The 17964-nt window shown below is 31.4% G+C and carries 9 protein-coding genes and 1 pseudogene; all 10 read left to right on the top strand.

Annotated elements, in window-relative coordinates; all coding sequences use genetic code 11:
* The first annotated feature begins 34 nt into the window (after positions 1–34).
* Positions 35–2128, top strand: coding sequence for a hypothetical protein (locus tag CC89_RS02085; protein ID WP_035288444.1), 2094 nt, complete (start codon positions 35–37; stop codon positions 2126–2128).
* 548 nt (positions 2129–2676) lie between these two features.
* Entirely contained in the window at positions 2677–5973 is a 3297-nt protein-coding gene (locus CC89_RS02080) for an N-acetylmuramoyl-L-alanine amidase (RefSeq protein WP_035288442.1), read from the top strand.
* A 122-nt stretch (positions 5974–6095) separates the two neighbouring features.
* Positions 6096–7097: a glycosyltransferase family 4 protein gene (locus CC89_RS02075; RefSeq protein ID WP_035288440.1), complete on the top strand. Its 1002-nt coding sequence runs from the start codon at positions 6096–6098 to the stop codon at positions 7095–7097.
* Positions 7098–7547: 450 nt separating this feature from the next.
* Positions 7548–9239, top strand: coding sequence for a peptide ABC transporter substrate-binding protein (locus CC89_RS02070; protein ID WP_035288438.1), 1692 nt, complete (start codon positions 7548–7550; stop codon positions 9237–9239).
* A gap of 178 nt (positions 9240–9417) precedes the next feature.
* Positions 9418–11838, top strand: a complete 2421-nt coding sequence (locus CC89_RS02065) for a U32 family peptidase (protein WP_035288437.1) — start codon at positions 9418–9420, stop codon at positions 11836–11838.
* Between the two features lie 255 nt (positions 11839–12093).
* Positions 12094–12290 (top strand): annotated as a pseudogene (locus CC89_RS02060) (MerR family DNA-binding transcriptional regulator); the annotation flags it as partial.
* Positions 12268–13437, top strand: a complete 1170-nt coding sequence (locus CC89_RS02055; protein ID WP_185750639.1) for an RNA-guided endonuclease InsQ/TnpB family protein — start codon at positions 12268–12270, stop codon at positions 13435–13437. The pseudogene CC89_RS02060 and the gene CC89_RS02055, both read left to right, overlap by 23 nt.
* A 160-nt stretch (positions 13438–13597) precedes the next feature.
* A complete protein-coding gene (locus CC89_RS02050; protein WP_035288435.1) occupies positions 13598–15967 on the top strand; it encodes an endonuclease MutS2 in 2370 nt (789 codons plus the stop codon).
* A 226-nt stretch (positions 15968–16193) separates the two neighbouring features.
* Complete coding sequence (locus CC89_RS02045) at positions 16194–16643, top strand: 2-thiouracil desulfurase family protein (protein ID WP_035288433.1); 450 nt, start codon at positions 16194–16196, stop codon at positions 16641–16643.
* A gap of 58 nt (positions 16644–16701) precedes the next feature.
* On the top strand, positions 16702–17715 hold the full coding sequence (locus tag CC89_RS02040) for an alpha-hydroxy-acid oxidizing protein (RefSeq protein WP_035288567.1): 1014 nt from the start codon (positions 16702–16704) through the stop codon (positions 17713–17715).
* Positions 17716–17964 lie beyond the last annotated feature (249 nt).

Genomic DNA, 17964 nt, shown 5'->3' with positions numbered 1-17964 from the left:
ATATATAAATATTTTAATTTAGGGGGGGAAAGTAATGAAAAAATTTAGAGCTGTTTTATTAACAATTTTTATTTTTAATATTTCTATGATATGTTTTAATGGAAAAGCAATTGCTGTGTCCAATAAAACTAAAGTGGATTCTTTTAATATAGTTTCTAAAGTGGAAAATTCAAAATATAAAGTAGGAGCTAATTATACAGTAACAGCAAAAGCTATTAGTACAAACAAACCTTTGTATAGATTTTGGATGGGGGATTTAAAGACAGGAAAATGGACAATCCTACAGGATTATAGTGAAAATGATACTATAACATGGAGGCCACCATATGCGGGAAGATTTGAAGTATCAGTACATGTGCGAGATAAATATAGTAAAGCTGCATATGAGGCAGTAAAATATAAGGATATAGATATTACACAAAGTAAAGCAGTGGCTAAAGAATTTAAAATTAGTAATATGGATGGAAGCGAGATAAAGAATTATAAGGTAGGAAATGAATACAGGGTAGCAGCAAAAGCAGAAAGTGATAACAAAGCACAGTATAGATTTTGGATGGGAGATTTAAAGACAGGAAAATGGACAATCCTACAGGATTATAGTGAAAATGATACTATAATATGGAGACCACCATATGCAGGAAGATTTGAAGTATCAGTACATGTGCGAGATAAATATAGTAAAGCTGCATATGAGGCAGTAAAATATAAGGATATAGATATTACACAAAGTAAAGCAGTGGCTAAAGAATTTAAAATTAGTAATATGAATGGAAGCGAGATAAAGAATTATAAGGTAGGAAATGAATACAGGGTAGCAGCAAAAGCAGAAAGTGATAACAAAGCACAGTATAGATTTTGGATGGGAGATTTAAAGACAGGAAAATGGACAATCCTACAGGATTATAGTGAAAATGATACTATAACATGGAGACCACCATATGCAGGAAGATTTGAAGTATCAGTACATGTGCGAGATAAATATAGTAAAGCTGCATATGAGGCAGTAAAATATAAGGATATAGATATTACACAAAGTAAAGCAGTGGCTAAAGAATTTAAAATTAGTAATATGGATGGAAGCGAGATAAAGAATTATAAGGTAGGAAATGAATACAGGGTAGCAGCAAAAGCAGAAAGTGATAACAAAGCACAGTATAGATTTTGGATGGGAGATTTAAAGACAGGAAAATGGACAATGCTACAAGATTATAGTGAAAAAAATACTATAAAGTGGATACCACCATATGCAGGAAAGTTTGAAGTATCAGTACATGTGAAAGATGAAAATAGTAATTCTGATTATCAAGCAGTAAAATATATTGACATTAATGTAAAAAAATCACGGGGGGTAAAAACTACAGGTACACTTTTCTCAATAAGGGATGAAAATAAAATAGGAGATAATAAATATTACCTAGGGAACCTATATAATATTACAGCGCTAGCAACTAGTTCTGATAAACCTTTATATAGATTTTGGGTAGGAAATTTAGATACTGGCAAGTGGAAGATGATTCAAGAATATAGTGAAAATAATACAATAACATGGATGCCCTCAACAACGGGAAGATTTGAAGTTTCGGTTCATGTACGAGATAAGAATAGCAAGGAATTATATGAATCAGTAAAATTTAATGATATAAATGTTGTTTCAAAGGCAAAAAGTTTAGGACGGCAGCAGTCGTTATTGCAGAAAGAATTAGTTAATTATCTGCTAGGAAATAAAGCTAATAGAGATTCTGTTATGGATAGAGCGATACAACTTCATAGTGGTGATGAAAGTAATACTTGTGTATATTTTACAAGTGAAGCTTTAAGAAGAGTGGGATTAACCCAATTACCTACATGGGTAGCTAATACTATTCAACTTTCCCAAAAATTAATTAATTATGGATGGGCAATATCCAATGATTTTACAAAGCTATTGCCAGGCGATATATGTTTTACTGAAAAATATACGCATGTATATACTTTTGTAGATTGGATTAAAGAAGGAGATTATGAGTGGGCAAATATAATAGATAACCAAAGAAGTAAATTTAATGGGGAACCTTATCATAGAAGAGTAATTAATCATAATACAGATTCCTTTGATAAATTTAAGTTTTTTATATATAAAACACGTTAGTAAAGGTAAAACGGATTGTTATTTTTATTATAATTGAAATTTTGATTTAAAAAATTAAAAATCCATTTGGGGATGTAGATTTTTGGAGTTTGAACTTTTGAACTAGCTAAGAAGAATACTTTATTAAAAAAAATTAAGTGGGTATCAGTTGTTGTCGCCTTTACAGGTGAACATTTTGAAATAGCAGCAATGTTTTTAGATTCTGGAAGTCTAGGTAATCAATATTAAGATTCAGTAATTTTTATTAATTCATCACTAATAATGAAGTTTTTAAATATTTATTAGTAAATAAAAATGAAAAAGGTACGAAAATATATTTAATTGGTGCTTTATTATAAAGCATTTGTTTTATGAAGTTTATATTATAATTGCTATATTTTTGATGAAATTATAAGTAAATTAATTATATTTTTACATTGCAGTTAAATATAGCATTTAAATTGGTTTTTAGAAATGCTTTTAAAGATTTATTTAGGAGGTGATATTATAGGTTTATTAAACAAAAATACAAATAAATATTGAAAAAATTAAAAAGGAATGAGGATGCAATGAACTATAACAACAAGTTATTTAAGGTAATTTTCTTAATAATATCAGTATTAATGTTTAACTTTCAGTTTAGTGTACAAGCATTAGCAGAAGGTAATACTCAAAATTTAACTCCAATAATGGGAAATTCTCAACTTACTAGTGAACAAATGAGGCAAACTTTGTTAAAGAATAATACAACAATAAGTTATGAAAAGGCTAATGAATTTGTGAAATTAGTTATTGAAGAAGCTAATACAGAAGGAGTAAAGGCTGATATAGCTTTTTGCCAGATGATGTATGAAACAGCATATTTAAAATTTGGTGGAGACGTAAAACCAGAACAAAATAACTTTGCTGGTATAGGAGCTGTAGGCGGTGGAGCAGAAGGGGCATCGTTTCCAGATGTAAGAACTGGAATAAGAGCAGTAATACAACATTTAAAAGCGTATGCTTCAGATCAATCTCTTAAAAATTCTTGTGTAGATCCTAGATTTTCTTATGTAAAACGAAAGTCTGCGGAGTATTTAGAGTGGTTAGGTATTAAAGAAAATCCTAATGGACTAGGATGGGCTACACAGGCAAATTATGGATATAATATACTTTCTATGTTTAATAATATTCAAGGGAAACTAGAAACTAGTATTAAAAGTCTAAATTTGAGCGCAAGTGATTATAAAGTAGGAAGTTCCATAACAGCTACAGCAAATGCAGTAAGTACAAATGGAGCCCAATATAGATTCTGGATAGGAGATTTAGAAACAGGAAAATGGACAATTATTCAGGATTATAGCAGTAAAAATACAGTAACATGGACCCCAACATATAAGGGAAGATTTGAAATAAACGTGCATGTGAGAGACTCCAAGAGTAGTAAGGCATATGAAGCAGTTAAATATACGGATATAGATGTAAAGAATAAAGAAATACCTACGCAAATCACAGGTTTAAATTTAAGTACAAATGATTATAAAGTAGGAAATGCTATAACAATTACATCTAAAGCAGTAAGTACAAATGGAGCCCAATATAGATTCTGGATAGGAGATTTAGAAACAGGAAAATGGACAATTATTCAGGATTATAGCAGTAAAAATACAGTAACATGGACTCCAACATATAAGGGAAGATTTGAAATAAACGTACATGTGAGAGACTCCAAGAGTAATAAAGCATATGAAGCAGTTAAACATATAGATATAGATGTAAAGAATAAAGAAATACCTACGCAAATCACAGGCTTAAATTTAAGTACAAATGATTATAAAGTAGGAAATGCTATAACAATTACATCTAAAGCAGTAAGTACAAATGGAGCCCAATATAGATTCTGGATAGGAGATTTAGAAACAGGAAAATGGACAATTATTCAGGATTATAGCAGTAAAAATACAGTAACATGGACCCCAACATATAAGGGAAGATTTGAAATAAACGTGCATGTGAGAGATTCCAAGAGTAGTAAGGCATATGAAGCAGTTAAATATACGGATATAGATGTAAAGAATAAAGAAATACCTACGCAAATCACAGGCTTAAATTTAAGTACAAATGATTATAAAGTAGGAAATGCTATAACAATTACATCTAAAGCAGTAAGTACAAATGGAGCCCAATATAGATTCTGGATAGGAGATTTAGAAACAGGAAAATGGACAATTATTCAGGATTATAGCAGTAAAAATACAGTAACATGGACTCCAACATATAAGGGAAGATTTGAAATAAACGTACATGTGAGAGACTCCAAGAGTAATAAAGCATATGAAGCAGTTAAATATACGGATATAGATGTAAAGAATAAAGAAATACCTACGCAAATCACAGGCTTAAATTTAAGTACAAATGATTATAAAGTAGGAAATGCTATAACAATTACATCTAAAGCAGTAAGTACAAATGGAGCCCAATATAGATTCTGGATAGGAGATTTAGAAACAGGAAAATGGACAATTATTCAGGATTATAGCAGTAAAAATACAGTAACATGGACTCCAACATATAAGGGAAGATTTGAAATAAACGTACATGTGAGAGACTCCAAGAGTAATAAAGCATATGAAGCAGTTAAACATATAGATATAGATGTAAAGAATAAAGAAATACCTACGCAAATCACAGGCTTAAATTTAAGTACAAATGATTATAAAGTAGGAAATGCTATAACAATTACATCTAAAGCAGTAAGTACAAATGGAGCCCAATATAGATTCTGGATAGGAGATTTAGAAACAGGAAAATGGACAATTATTCAGGATTATAGCAGTAAAAATACAGTAACATGGACCCCAACATATAAGGGAAGATTTGAAATAAACGTGCATGTGAGAGATTCCAAGAGTAGTAAGGCATATGAAGCAGTTAAATATACGGATATAGATGTAAAGAATAAAGAAATACCTACGCAAATCACAGGCTTAAATTTAAGTACAAATGATTATAAAGTAGGAAATGCTATAACAATTACATCTAAAGCAGTAAGTACAAATGGAGCCCAATATAGATTCTGGATAGGAGATTTAGAAACAGGAAAATGGACAATTATTCAGGATTATAGCAGTAAAAATACAGTAACATGGACTCCAACATATAAGGGAAGATTTGAAATAAACGTACATGTGAGAGACTCCAAGAGTAATAAAGCATATGAAGCAGTTAAATATACGGATATAGATGTAAAAAAAGATGGATTAGTAATAGTTTTAGATGCAGGTCATGGGGGAATTGATCCAGGAACTATATCAAGTGATAGAATATATAAAGAAGCAGAGTTAAATGAATCCTTAACAAGAAAAGTTGGAGAATTATTATCTAAGATAGGTATAAAAGTTATTTATACAAGAGACATTATTCCAGAACGAAATAGCCAAATAACTGTATCACAAGATCTACAGAATAGGATTAATGTAGCTAATGGTATATATGCTGATTTATTCTTAAGTATACACCATGATTCATCAGGAGCATCTGCACATGGAATAAGTGCACATTATAGTTCCTATAGACCTGAAATAGATAATTCGGGAACATATGAGAAAGATGGTATAACATATGATTCAACGCCGTGTCAACAAGCTAAAGACAGCCAAATACTGGCGAAAAAAATAGTAGATTCATTAAGTAATTTAGGGTTTTCTAATAGAGGGACATTAGATCACAATTTGTATGTAACTAAAGCGGCTAAGGTACCATCTGTGCTTTTGGAAGCAGGATTTATAAGTAATTATGATGAAGTTAGAAAAGTTGCTAATCCTGCTATGCAGTATAAAATGGCAGAAAAAATAAGAGATGCAATACGTAGTTTTTTTGGTATATAATTTGATAGTTTAGTAATTAGAATGCCTTCTTAGGGAAATACACTAAGAAGGTATTTTGTTATATTTACTTTATCTATTGCATAGTAATATTTAAAAGATAAACTTAATAGGGGGAGGGCATAATGAAGGTATTATTATGCACAAGAGAAGATTACATGAGAAATTTTGAAGGGGATTCTAAGCAGGTACTGAAAACTTACCAATATCTAAAAGAAAAAGGAATACAGGTGCATATAGACAATGGACATATAAGTGATTATTCACAGTATGATATTATTCATTTATTTAATTTAACTAGGGTAGGTGAAATATATAAATATTATAGAATTGCCCATATAGCTAAAAAGCCAGTGGTAATATCACCTATTTATTGGGATATAGAGAAATACTATTTATATAAAAAAGATGATGAAAAATTAAATTTGTGGAAAAAATCTAATTTATATAGGGAAGAGATATTAAAAAGCTGTGATAGGGTATTTGCAAATAGCTATATGGAAAAGGAAATGCTTATAAGGAAATTTGGAATATGTGGTGATGCGGTAGAGCTTGTGTACACTGGAGTAGAAGTTGAGCATGAAGATATACCACTATATAATTTTAGAGAAAGATATAAACTAAATAAGTATGTGCTTTGTGTTGGAAGAATATCACCTAAAAAAAATCAGTTAATGCTAGCAAAAATATGTGAAAAGCTAGGGATCCAATTAGTTATAATTGGGCAGGTTAAAAATAAGGAATATTTTAAAAAATGTATAGAATATAAAAATGTAATGTATCTAGGGTTTATGGATAGTTACAATATATATAATGCCTATAGATTTGCAAAAGTACATGCGTTAGTTAGTTTTGTAGAGAAACCAGGAATGTCATCACTAGAAGCAGCTGCTAGTGGATGTAATATAGTATCCACCAATGAAGGATGCGCTGCAGAGTATTTTAAGGATATGGCTTATTATTGTAATCCTTATGATGAGAAAAGTATACTAACGTCTTTAGAAAGTGCTATGTATAAAAAGAAAGATTATACTTTAAAAGAATATGTAAATAAACATTACAATTGGAATAATAGTATAAAAAAAGTGTATGAAGGCTATTTAGAGACATTAAATAGTGTGAAATAGAAATATTTAGAGCTTAATATTATGGGCTTACCCAAACTGCTCAGTATGCTAGTCTATTTTGCGTCATACTGCGTAAGCAGAACCCGGCTATAGTTCTACTAGCGGCGGAACCTATTTCCTTGTCTGACACAAAATATACTAGCAACTTTGACTTGTTATTACTTTTCATGTACTTAATTTGAAAAAGATGCTGATAAAATGAGCAAAAATAAAATTTTTCGTGGAAAGTTTTGTGATAGGAATAACAATATTGACATATTTTATTTTAAGTAGTATCATTTATATAGAAAAGGTTTTCGTATTCTTGAAGAGAACTTACTATTAACATATGTACTTAGACATCATTATTAGTAAAATACTTTGCAATAAGTCATATGTAGATACATTTTTTTTATGCCCTTTAGAAAAGGTTTTCAAGAATAGAATTAAATTTACTTGGGGGGATGTAAATTGAGAAGTAAAAAGCTAATATCTTTAGTATTAGGAACAACTTTAATTTTTTCTACAGCGTTATTAGGATGCGGCAGTAAAGATGATCAAGGTAAAACTGCTTCAAACGGGGAGAAAATAGATAAGGATCAGTATTTGAATTTAGTAGTGAGTGAAGAACCAAAGACATTAGATGCTTCTGTTGGTAATGATGATGTTTCTTATCAAATATTGAAAGAGGTTACTGAGCCGCTTACAAGACTTGAACAGGATAAAAATGGTAATGATATTATAAAACCAGCAGCAGCAGAAAAATGGGAAACTAATAATGATGGAACAGAATGGACATTTCATTTACGAGATAATAAGTGGTCTGATGGAAAAAAGGTTACTGCAAAGGATTTTGAATATGGTATAAAGAGAACCATTAATCCAAAGACAGGTTCGACTTATGCATTTTTACTATCACCAATAAAAGGTGCAGATGAATGTATGGCTGGTAAAGGAAGTGTAGATTCAATAGGAGTAAAAGCAGTAGATGATAAGACATTAAAATTTGAATTAAAAGGTCCATGCTCATATTTCTTAGGTATATCATATTTTAGAGTAATGTTGCCTCAAAGACAAGATTTAATTGAAAAGCATGGAGAAAAGTATGGTACTGAATTAGATAAACTTGCATTTTGTGGTCCCTTTGTTATGAAAAAATGGGAGCATAGTAGTGAAATAGTGCTAGAGAAAAATAAAGATTATTGGGATAAGGATTCAGTAAAACTAGACAAAGTAAACTTAAAAATGATAAAAGATGGAAATTCAGCAGCTAATTCTGTGTATAATGGATCTGTGGATGCTTTAGAAATAACTAAGCCAGAGTGGATAAAAAAATTAGATAATACTAATAAATTTGATATAGTAAAGGGATATAATCCAGACATAAGTTTTGAATTTTTTAATACTAAAGATAAATTATTCAAAAATGTAAATATCAGAAAGGCATTTTCTATAGCTATGGATAGGGAAGATATAGCTAAAGTTATATTCCATGGGCAATATGAAGCAGGTTATGGCTGGTGTCCTCCAAAAGTTCAAATGGGAGCTAATGGTGAATATAGGAAGATGGCTAATGAAGAACCAGCAAAAAAATTAAAACAGGATAATCCAGACCCTAAAGCTCTTTTGGTTAAAGGATTAAAAGAATTAGGTATGGATTCAGATCCATCGAAGATAACAATAACTGTATTATATTCAGGTACTAATCAAGGAACAAGGACTGGTGCAGAATACGATCAGCAAATGTTTAAAAAGAAATTGGGAATAAATGTTAAATCAGAATATGTTGAATGGCCAGTATTCCAAAAGAGAATAAATGAATACGATTATCAGATGGCAGGATTAATTTGGGGAGCAGATTACAATGATCCAAGTGCTTTATTTGATTTATTTATAACAGGCGCAGATATGATACCAACTGGATGGCAAAGTAAAAAGTATGATGAAATAGTTAAAGAAGCTAGAATAACTTTAGATGAAAAGAAAAGATTAGAATTATATAAGGAAGCAGAAAAAATGTTAGTTTATGATGAAGCAGTTGTAGCACCAAAACTATATACTAAGAGAAATATGTATGTTTATAAATATGTTAAGAATTTAATGAATCCTTTATTTGGAGTTAGAGAATTTAAATATGCATATACACAAGGTAGAGATAAATAATTTTATAAAAAGCCTATGAAATCTAAAATTTCATGGGCTTTTTATTTCTTCCTTTAGTAAGCTCTTGTTATTTAGTGTATAATAAATATAACATGATTCAACTTTAGCAGTTATAAAATATAAATTTAAAAATATATGTGCGAAAGTTGAGTAGGATTACATATTAGGAGAGATTTTAATGGATGCAGAAAGAAAAATAGAAATATTAGCACCAGCAGGAAGTTTAGAAAGTTTATATGCAGCAGTACAGGCAGGAGCAGATGCAGTATATTTAGGAGGAAATAAATTCTCCGCAAGAGCCTATGCCTCTAATTTTGATGAGGAAACTATGATAAATGCAGTAAATTATTGTCATGCTTATGGGGTAAAGGTATATATAACCGTTAATACTTTAATAAAAGAAAAAGAACTTAAAGAGCTTACAGAGTATATAGGGTTTTTATATAGTGTAGGGGTTGATGCCCTTATAGTTCAAGATATGGCAATTATAAAAATTATTAAGGAGAAGTTCCCAGGCTTTCCAGTGCACTCTTCTACCCAAACTACCGTGCACAATGGAGAAGGGGCAAAACTTATGTGCTCTTTAGGAGTAGAGAGGGTAGTTTTAGCTAGAGAAATGTCACTTAAGGAGATTGAATATATATCGAAAGATTTAAATATAGAGACTGAAGTTTTTGTCCATGGTGCTCTTTGCATATGCTATTCTGGTCAATGTCTTATGAGTAGTATGATTGGTGGAAGAAGTGGAAATAGAGGCAGGTGCGCTCAACCTTGCAGACTCCCTTATAATATTATAAATAAGATTACAGGAGAAGAAAAAAAGGGATATCTTTTAAGCCCTAAAGATATATGCAGCTTAGATTTTTTAAAGGAATTAGTTCATAGTGGAACGTCTTCACTAAAGATAGAGGGAAGAATGAAAAGACCAGAATACGTGGCTGGAGTAGTGAGCATTTATAGAAAAGCTTTGGATAGCATATATGAAAAAGGTTATATAGATGAGGAATATGTACATTCTGGTGTAAACAAACTTATGCAGCTTTTTAATAGAGAAGGTTTTTCTAAGGGATATATGTTTAAAAATGAAGGAAAGAACATGATGGCATATAATTTTCCTAAAAATACAGGCGTATTATTAGGTAAAAGTGATAATGATGGACTTATTACGCTTCAAAAGGATTTGAAAGTGGGAGATGGAGTTAGATTTAGGGATAAAGGCTTTGCAGTATCAAAAATAATCAAAAATGAAAAAAGTGTAGAAAAAGCCTATAAAGGGGATGTGGTTAAAATATTCCCTTACAATTATAAAAATGGAGATACTCTTTATAAAACTTCTGATGTAGAACTTTTAGAAAGTTTAAGTCTTTACTATAAGAGTCCCTACGGCAAGAGAGTGGATATGCCATTAAAGGTTAAGTTTAAAATAGGTGAGAAAATAGAAATTAGCACAGAGTTTAATGGTAATAAAATAGAAATTCAAGGAGATGTGGTGCAAAAGGCACTTAAGAGACCTTTAGATCAGCATAGGATTGTAGAAAATCTTTGTAAAACCAAAGATACGCCTTTTGAATTTTATCCAGTGGAATTTTCATGTTATGAAGAAGGGTTTATGCCTATGTCTTCTATAAATAATGTGAGACGTGAACTAGTGCAGGAGATATATGATAATATTAAAGAAGCAAATTCTAGGGAAAAGCTATTTGAAGTTGTAAATGAACATAAAAACATAGGTGGAAACATAGGCGGGAAAACAGATGAGAAAATAGATAAAAAAATAGGTAAAAATGAAGCAGAAGTGAAAAATATTGACCAGTGCCTGGTTTTAGTTTCTACAAAGGAACAGTTAAAAGCAGCTTTAGATATGAATATAAAAAGTATATGCGTAGATGCATTTATAAAAAATGAAAAATTTAATTTAGAAAGTTTAGGTCAAAAGGTTTATTTAAAAATACCTAATATATTAAAAGAGGGGGAATTTATCAAGACTTGCGATTATATAGAAAAGAATGTAGATAAAATACTAGGTATTATAACAGCCAATTTAGGTATAATTAATAAATTTAAAGGCAGAACTTCCATAATAGGCGATTATAAGCTCAATATATTTAATAGTAAAGCACTGAATTTTTATGATAATTTGTTGGATTTATGTGCTTTAAGCGTAGAATTAAACAGGGAAGAAATAAAAGATATATTAAAAAATGCAGATATATCAGCGCAATACGTTATTTATGGAAAGACAGAGCTTATGGTAAGTCAATATTGTCCTATAGGAAGTGTCATGGGGGGGATGAGTAGTGATAAAAATTGTAATGGAAAATGTAAGAGTGGAAGCTTTGTAATAAAGGATAGAACTGGAGCAGAATTTCCTATAATTACAGATGATTTCTGTAGAAGCCATATATATAATAGCGTAAGTAGTAATTTGATTCCTAATTTAGATAGTATTAAGAAAATAGGTATAAAATATTTTAGGATAGATTTTATTGATGAAAATTATGAAGAAGCCTGTAAAGTTCTAAAGAGCTTTAATGAAGGAATATGGCAAGGAGAGTTTAATAATTATACTAGGGGGCACTTTAGAAGAGGAGTGGAATAATAGTGGGCCAGTATTAGTTGGCTAGCGTGCCAGTGGGCTAGTGTTAGTTTGCTAGAGTGCTAGTTGGCTAGCTTGCCAGTTTGTTTACCTAGTAACTTTCCACTCACAATTCCCAACTCTCAACTAGAAATAGCTTGATAAAGATATAGAAGAAAAATAGTACAGTGTGTTAGTTACCGTTATGTTAGTTTTTGAAATAGGCAGGAGGTGGCTTTAGTTACTTAAAATATACTCATGAAAAGAAAGTGAGTACATTTGAAGAATAATAACTATAAACCAAATGAATTTGCAGAATTAATTAATGTATCAGTTAGAACATTGCAAAGATGGGATAACCAAGGAATATTAAAAGCATTTAGAACACCAACAAATAGGAGATATTATACTTATGAGCAATACAAGGAAAATATAAGAAAAAGATAAAGGAAGATGAAGAAGTTGAAAAAAGCATACAAAATAGAAATTAAACCAACAGAAGAACAGATAACTAAAATTCATCAAACTATTGGTGTAAGTAGGTTCATATACAATTTTTATATTGCTCATAATAAAGAAGTTTACGAAAAAGAGAAAAAATTTATTAGTGGTATGGATTTTTCTAAATGGCTTAATAACAAATATATTCCTAATCATCCTGATAAAGCTTGGATTAAAGAAGTGTCTTCCAAAGCTACTAAACAAGCCATTATGAATGGACAAAAAGCATTTAAGAAATTTTTTAAAGGGGAAAGCGGCTTTCCTAAATTTAAGAAAAAGAAAAATCAAGATGTTAAAGCGTACTTTCCAAAGAACAATAAAGCAGATTGGACTATTGAAAGACATAGGGTTAAAGTTCCAACCTTAGGTTGGATTAGATTAAAAGAATTTGGATACATTCCAGTTAACGCTATAGTTAAAAGTGGTACAGTAAGTCAAAAAGCAGATAGATATTTTGTTTCAATTTTAGTTGAAGAAGCTATTAAAGTAGATAATAAACCTTATTCAGAAGGAATAGGCGTAGACCTTGGACTAAAAGATTTTGCAATTTGTAATAATGGCGTAACTAAAAAGAATATTAACAAAACTAAAACAGTTAAAAAAGCAGAAAAGAAACTAAAACGTGAGCAAAGAAAGCTTTCAAGGAAATATGAAAGTTTAAAATTAAGAAATAAAAAAGAGAAAGGAGAAGCTACTCGTCAAAATATCCAAAAACAAATAGTCAAGGTACAAAAACTTCATCAAAGACTTACAAATATAAGAACTGATTACATAAATAAAACAGTGAATGAGTTAATAAAACAAAAACCAAGTTTTATAACTATTGAAGATTTAAATGTAAGTGGAATGATGAAGAATAGGCATTTAGCAAAGGCAATCTCTGGGCAAAAGTTTTATGAATTTAGAATTAAACTTATTTCAAAAGCTAAGCAAAATGGCATTGAGATAAGAATAGTTGATAGATTCTATCCAAGTAGTAAAATGTGTAGCTGTTGTGGAGCATATAAGAAAGATTTAAAACTATCTGATAGAGTTTATAAATGCAGTTGTGGGCTTTCTATTGATAGAGATTTAAATGCTTCAATAAATTTAGCCAATGCTAAAGAATATAAGATAGCTTAATTAAACAAGCACTTATATGTGTACCCAAGGCTATTTGGGGAATTAACGACTGTGGAGTGCTATACAAACTGTAGTAGCTTAGGCAAGACAGAGTACGTTGAAGCAGTAAGAATCTCAATATGGATACATTTGACCATATTTTGAGTAGCAGGATAGAAAGATGAATGAGAAATCACTTAGGGTTTTAGAATATCAGAAAATAAAGGATATGGTTAAAAAGTTTACAAGTACTGCAGCTGCTAAATCTATTATAGACCAGCTACAGCCTTATGATAATGTGTATGAAGTTAGAGAACATTTAGAAGAAACTAAAGAAGCTTTCCAACTCCTTGTAAGAAAAGGCGCTCCGCCTTTCGAAGGGGTTTATGATGTAAGGGAAGCTATAAGTAGAGCATCTAAAGGAGCGTCTTTAATGCCAGGGCAGCTTCTAAAAATAGCACAAATGCTTAGATGTGCTAGAAGGTTTAAAGAATATATATACCATAAGGAAGATGAGGAAGGGTACAGAGTTATAGAAGACATATGCATAGGAATTATACCTCTTAAAAATATAGAGGATGAAATATTTAATGCCATAATAGGAGAAGACGAAATAGCAGATAGAGCTAGTTCAGCATTACATTCCATTAGAAAAAATTTAAAAGATAAAGAGTCTTCTGTTAAGGATAAAGTTAATTCTATGATGAGAAACTATTCTCAATACTTGCAGGATAACTTATATACCATTAGAGGCGATAGATATGTACTTCCAGTAAGGGCAGAGCATAAAGGACAAGTGCAAGGACTTGTACATGATCAAAGTTCTTCAGGTGCTACATTATTTATAGAACCTATGGGTCTTGTACATTTAAATAACGAAATAAAAGAATTAAGACTAAAAGAAAAGGCTGAAATTGAAAGAATTTTAGCAATGTTGTCTTCTAGAATATATGATTCTATAGTGGCAGTAAGAAATAATGGTGATATTGTATGGGAATTGGATTTTATATTTGCAAAGGCTAAATTTGCTAGTGAATATGATTGCACAAGTCCTATAGTAAGTGAGGAGGGAGTAATAGATTTAATTCAAGCAAGGCACCCTCTTATAAGTAAGGATATAGTTGTGCCCAATGATGTATATTTAGGAAGGGAATACACTTCGCTAGTAATAACAGGACCTAACACTGGAGGAAAAACAGTTACATTAAAGACAGTAGGGTTACTAGAAGTTATGGCTTTAAGTGGAATTATGATTCCTGTAAAAGATAATTCAACTATAGGATTTTTTAAAGAGGTTTTTGCGGACATAGGGGATGAACAAAGTATAGAACAAAGCTTATCTACATTTTCATCTCATATGACTAATATAGTGAACATTATAGATAAGGCAGATGAAAATTCCATTGTACTATTTGATGAACTTGGAGCAGGTACGGATCCTACAGAAGGAGCGGCTCTTGCAGTGGCAATACTTGATGAGCTTAAGAATAGGGGAAGTAAAATAGTTGCAACTACACACTATAGTGAATTAAAAGGCTATGCTTTAAAAGCACCAGGAGTGGAAAATGCATCTGTGGAATTTAATGTAGAGACTTTAAGACCGACTTATAGACTTTTAATAGGTATACCTGGAAAATCTAACGCCTTTGAAATTTCAAGAAGATTGGGCTTACCTGATTATATAATAACTAGTTCAAAGGAGAAAATAGCTGAGGATTCCCTTCAATTTGAAGATTTAATTCAAAGTCTTCAGGATAAAAGCATAAAGGCAGAGCAGAATGCAAGAGAAACTGAAGTGCTTAAAATGCAGGCGGCTAAAATAAAAGAAAAGTATGAAGAAAAACTATATAAAGTAGATAAGACTAGGGAAAAAGCTCTTATAGAAGCTCAGAGAGAGGCTAAAAGATTAGTAAAGGAAGCTAAAGAAGAGGCAGATTCTATACTTAAAAATATAAGAGAATTAGAGAGAAGGGGATATTCTTCAGATGTAAGAAGAGAATTAGAAGAGGAGAGAAAGAAACTTAAGGATAAGCTAGAATCTGTTGATGATAAAATACAAAATACTATAGAAGATAAGGGTGAAAAATTAACTACTGTTGAAGAAGGACAGGAGGTATTTGTACCTTCTTTGAATCAAAAGGTTATAGTAGTATCAAAACCAGATAGCAAGGGCGAAGTCCTTGTGCAAGCAGGCATATTAAAAATCAATGTAAAGCTAGAGGATTTAAGATATGTAAAAGAAAGTAGAGAAGAAAAGAAGGTAAAGAAATCAAAGGAAAAAAGAGAAGCAAAATTAAGATTAGCTAATGTGGCTACTTCCATAGACTTAAGAGGAATGGATGCAATGGAAGCTGTGTTTACTACAGATAAATATTTAGATGATGCCTGCGTGGCAGGACTATCAGAGGTAAGCATAATACACGGTAAAGGTACTGGAGTGCTTAGAAATGCCATAAATGATATGTTAAAAAGACATCCTCATGTAAAAAAATATAGATTAGGAAACTATGGAGAAGGCGGCACAGGGGTTACGGTGGTAGAGCTTAAATAGTGTGCCTCAAATAGTGTGCTAGTGTGCTAGGGAAGGAGGATTTTCTTTAGCAGGCTAAAGAAAATCTGTGGAATTAGTATTTTGAATATTTTTTGGGATTGACTTAAGCTTTTATGGATAAAGTGAATTTTTAACCAAGAAGCCCACACTTCAGCGTAAGCAAGTGGTGGGAGAGTTTACTTAGTACTTGATATTTGATATTTTATAGTTGGAAGAAGGCGAAGTTATGATAATTGTTAGTGCGTGTCTTTGTGGAATAAACTGTAAGTACAGTGGTGGAAATAATTTAAACCAGAAGGTTTTAGAGCTTGTTAAAGAAGGTAAGGCTATACCAGTTTGTCCAGAGCAATTGGGTGGACTTTCAACACCTAGAATACCTCATGAAATAAAAGGCGGCACTGGAAAAGGGGTATTAGAAGGAAGCGCTAAACTTATAAATCCAGAGGGTGGGGATTCCACTAAAGAGTTTATAAAGGGTGCTTATGAAACCTTAAAAATAGCACAGACAGTGGGAGCTAAAAAGGCTATATTAAAAGCTAAAAGTCCTTCCTGTGGGTGCGGACTCATATATGATGGAACTTTCACAGGTAATAAAATAGAGGGCAATGGAGTTACAACAGAGTTGCTTTTGCAAAATGGAATAGAAGTTATTACAGAAGAAGTAATTGAAAATTGAAAATTATGTGCGAAAGTTAAGTTGTTTATTATTTGTAAGAAAGTGGGGAGTGAAAAATATGAACTATAAAGAAGTGCTTAAAAAGGCAAAGGAAAATTTAAACGGAAGCTGCAGAGTGTGTCCAGTATGTAATGGAAAGGCTTGTTCAGGAGAAGTGCCTGGTATGGGAGGCAAAGGTACAGGGGATGCTTTTAAGATTAATATTGAGGCATTGGATTCATATAAACTTAATATGAGAGTAATTCACAGTGCAAAGAATCCCAATACCTCTGCAGAATTATTTGGCAAAAAATTAGATATACCTGTATTTGCAGCACCAGTATCAGGTACTACCTTAAATATGGGAGGAAAATTCACTGAAGAGCAGTACATATCTTGGGTTATAAATGGATGTTTAGATGCAGGAATATATCCTATGGTGGGAGATACTGCTGTAGATTCATTTTTAATTACTAATCTTCAAGAATTAAAAAAAGCTAATGGGCAAGGTATTGCCATAATAAAACCTTGGGAAAATAAAAATGTTATAGAAAAAATAAAAATGGCAGAAGAAGCTGGAGCTTTTGCTGTAGGCATGGATATAGATGCCTGTGGACTTATAACTTTAGCGCTTCACGGTAAGCCAGTAATGCCAAAGACTGTAGATGAAATAAAAGAAATAGTAAAAAGTACTAAACTTCCTTTTATATTAAAGGGAATAATGACTCCGTATGAAGCGGAACTTGCAGTAGAAGCAGGGGTAGATGCTATAGTTGTATCTAATCATGGTGGAAGAGTATTAGATCAAACCCCAGGAGTTGCAGATGTACTTCCAGAAATTGCTGAGAGAGTTAAAGGTAAGATAACTATTCTTGCAGATGGTGGAGTGAGAAATGGAGTTGACATACTAAAGATGATAGCCTTAGGAGCAGACGCTGTTCTTATAGGTAGACCTTTTGTAACTGCTTCTTTTGGAGGAGAAAGGGAAGGGGTTAAGCTATATATTGATTCATTAAAGCAAGATTTGAAGTCTGCCATGGTACTTACAGGATGTAATTCTATAAAGGAAATAAGTGATAGGATAATATACTAAAAGAATATATTGAGACATAATACATTGAAGAAAATCTGATTTTAATTCCGTAATAAATGTGTAATTTGGGACTGTTCACAATACGCCAAGAACTTCTAAATGTCTCACAGTTAAAGCCCCTAAAGCTTTCAAACTCGCTTCTTGCATTGCTCAAACAATGAAAGCTTCTTAACGGGTCTTTAACTGTGAGACATAAGAAGTTCTAAGGCTAGTTCAATAGTCCCCAATTACACATTTATTACTACATTA

Source organism: Clostridium sp. KNHs214 (assembly GCF_000744935.1).
Lineage (GTDB): Bacteria > Bacillota > Clostridia > Clostridiales > Clostridiaceae > Haloimpatiens.
The sequence above is the reverse complement of the archived record's forward strand: the minus strand, read 5'-3'. Positions and strand labels throughout refer to the sequence as shown.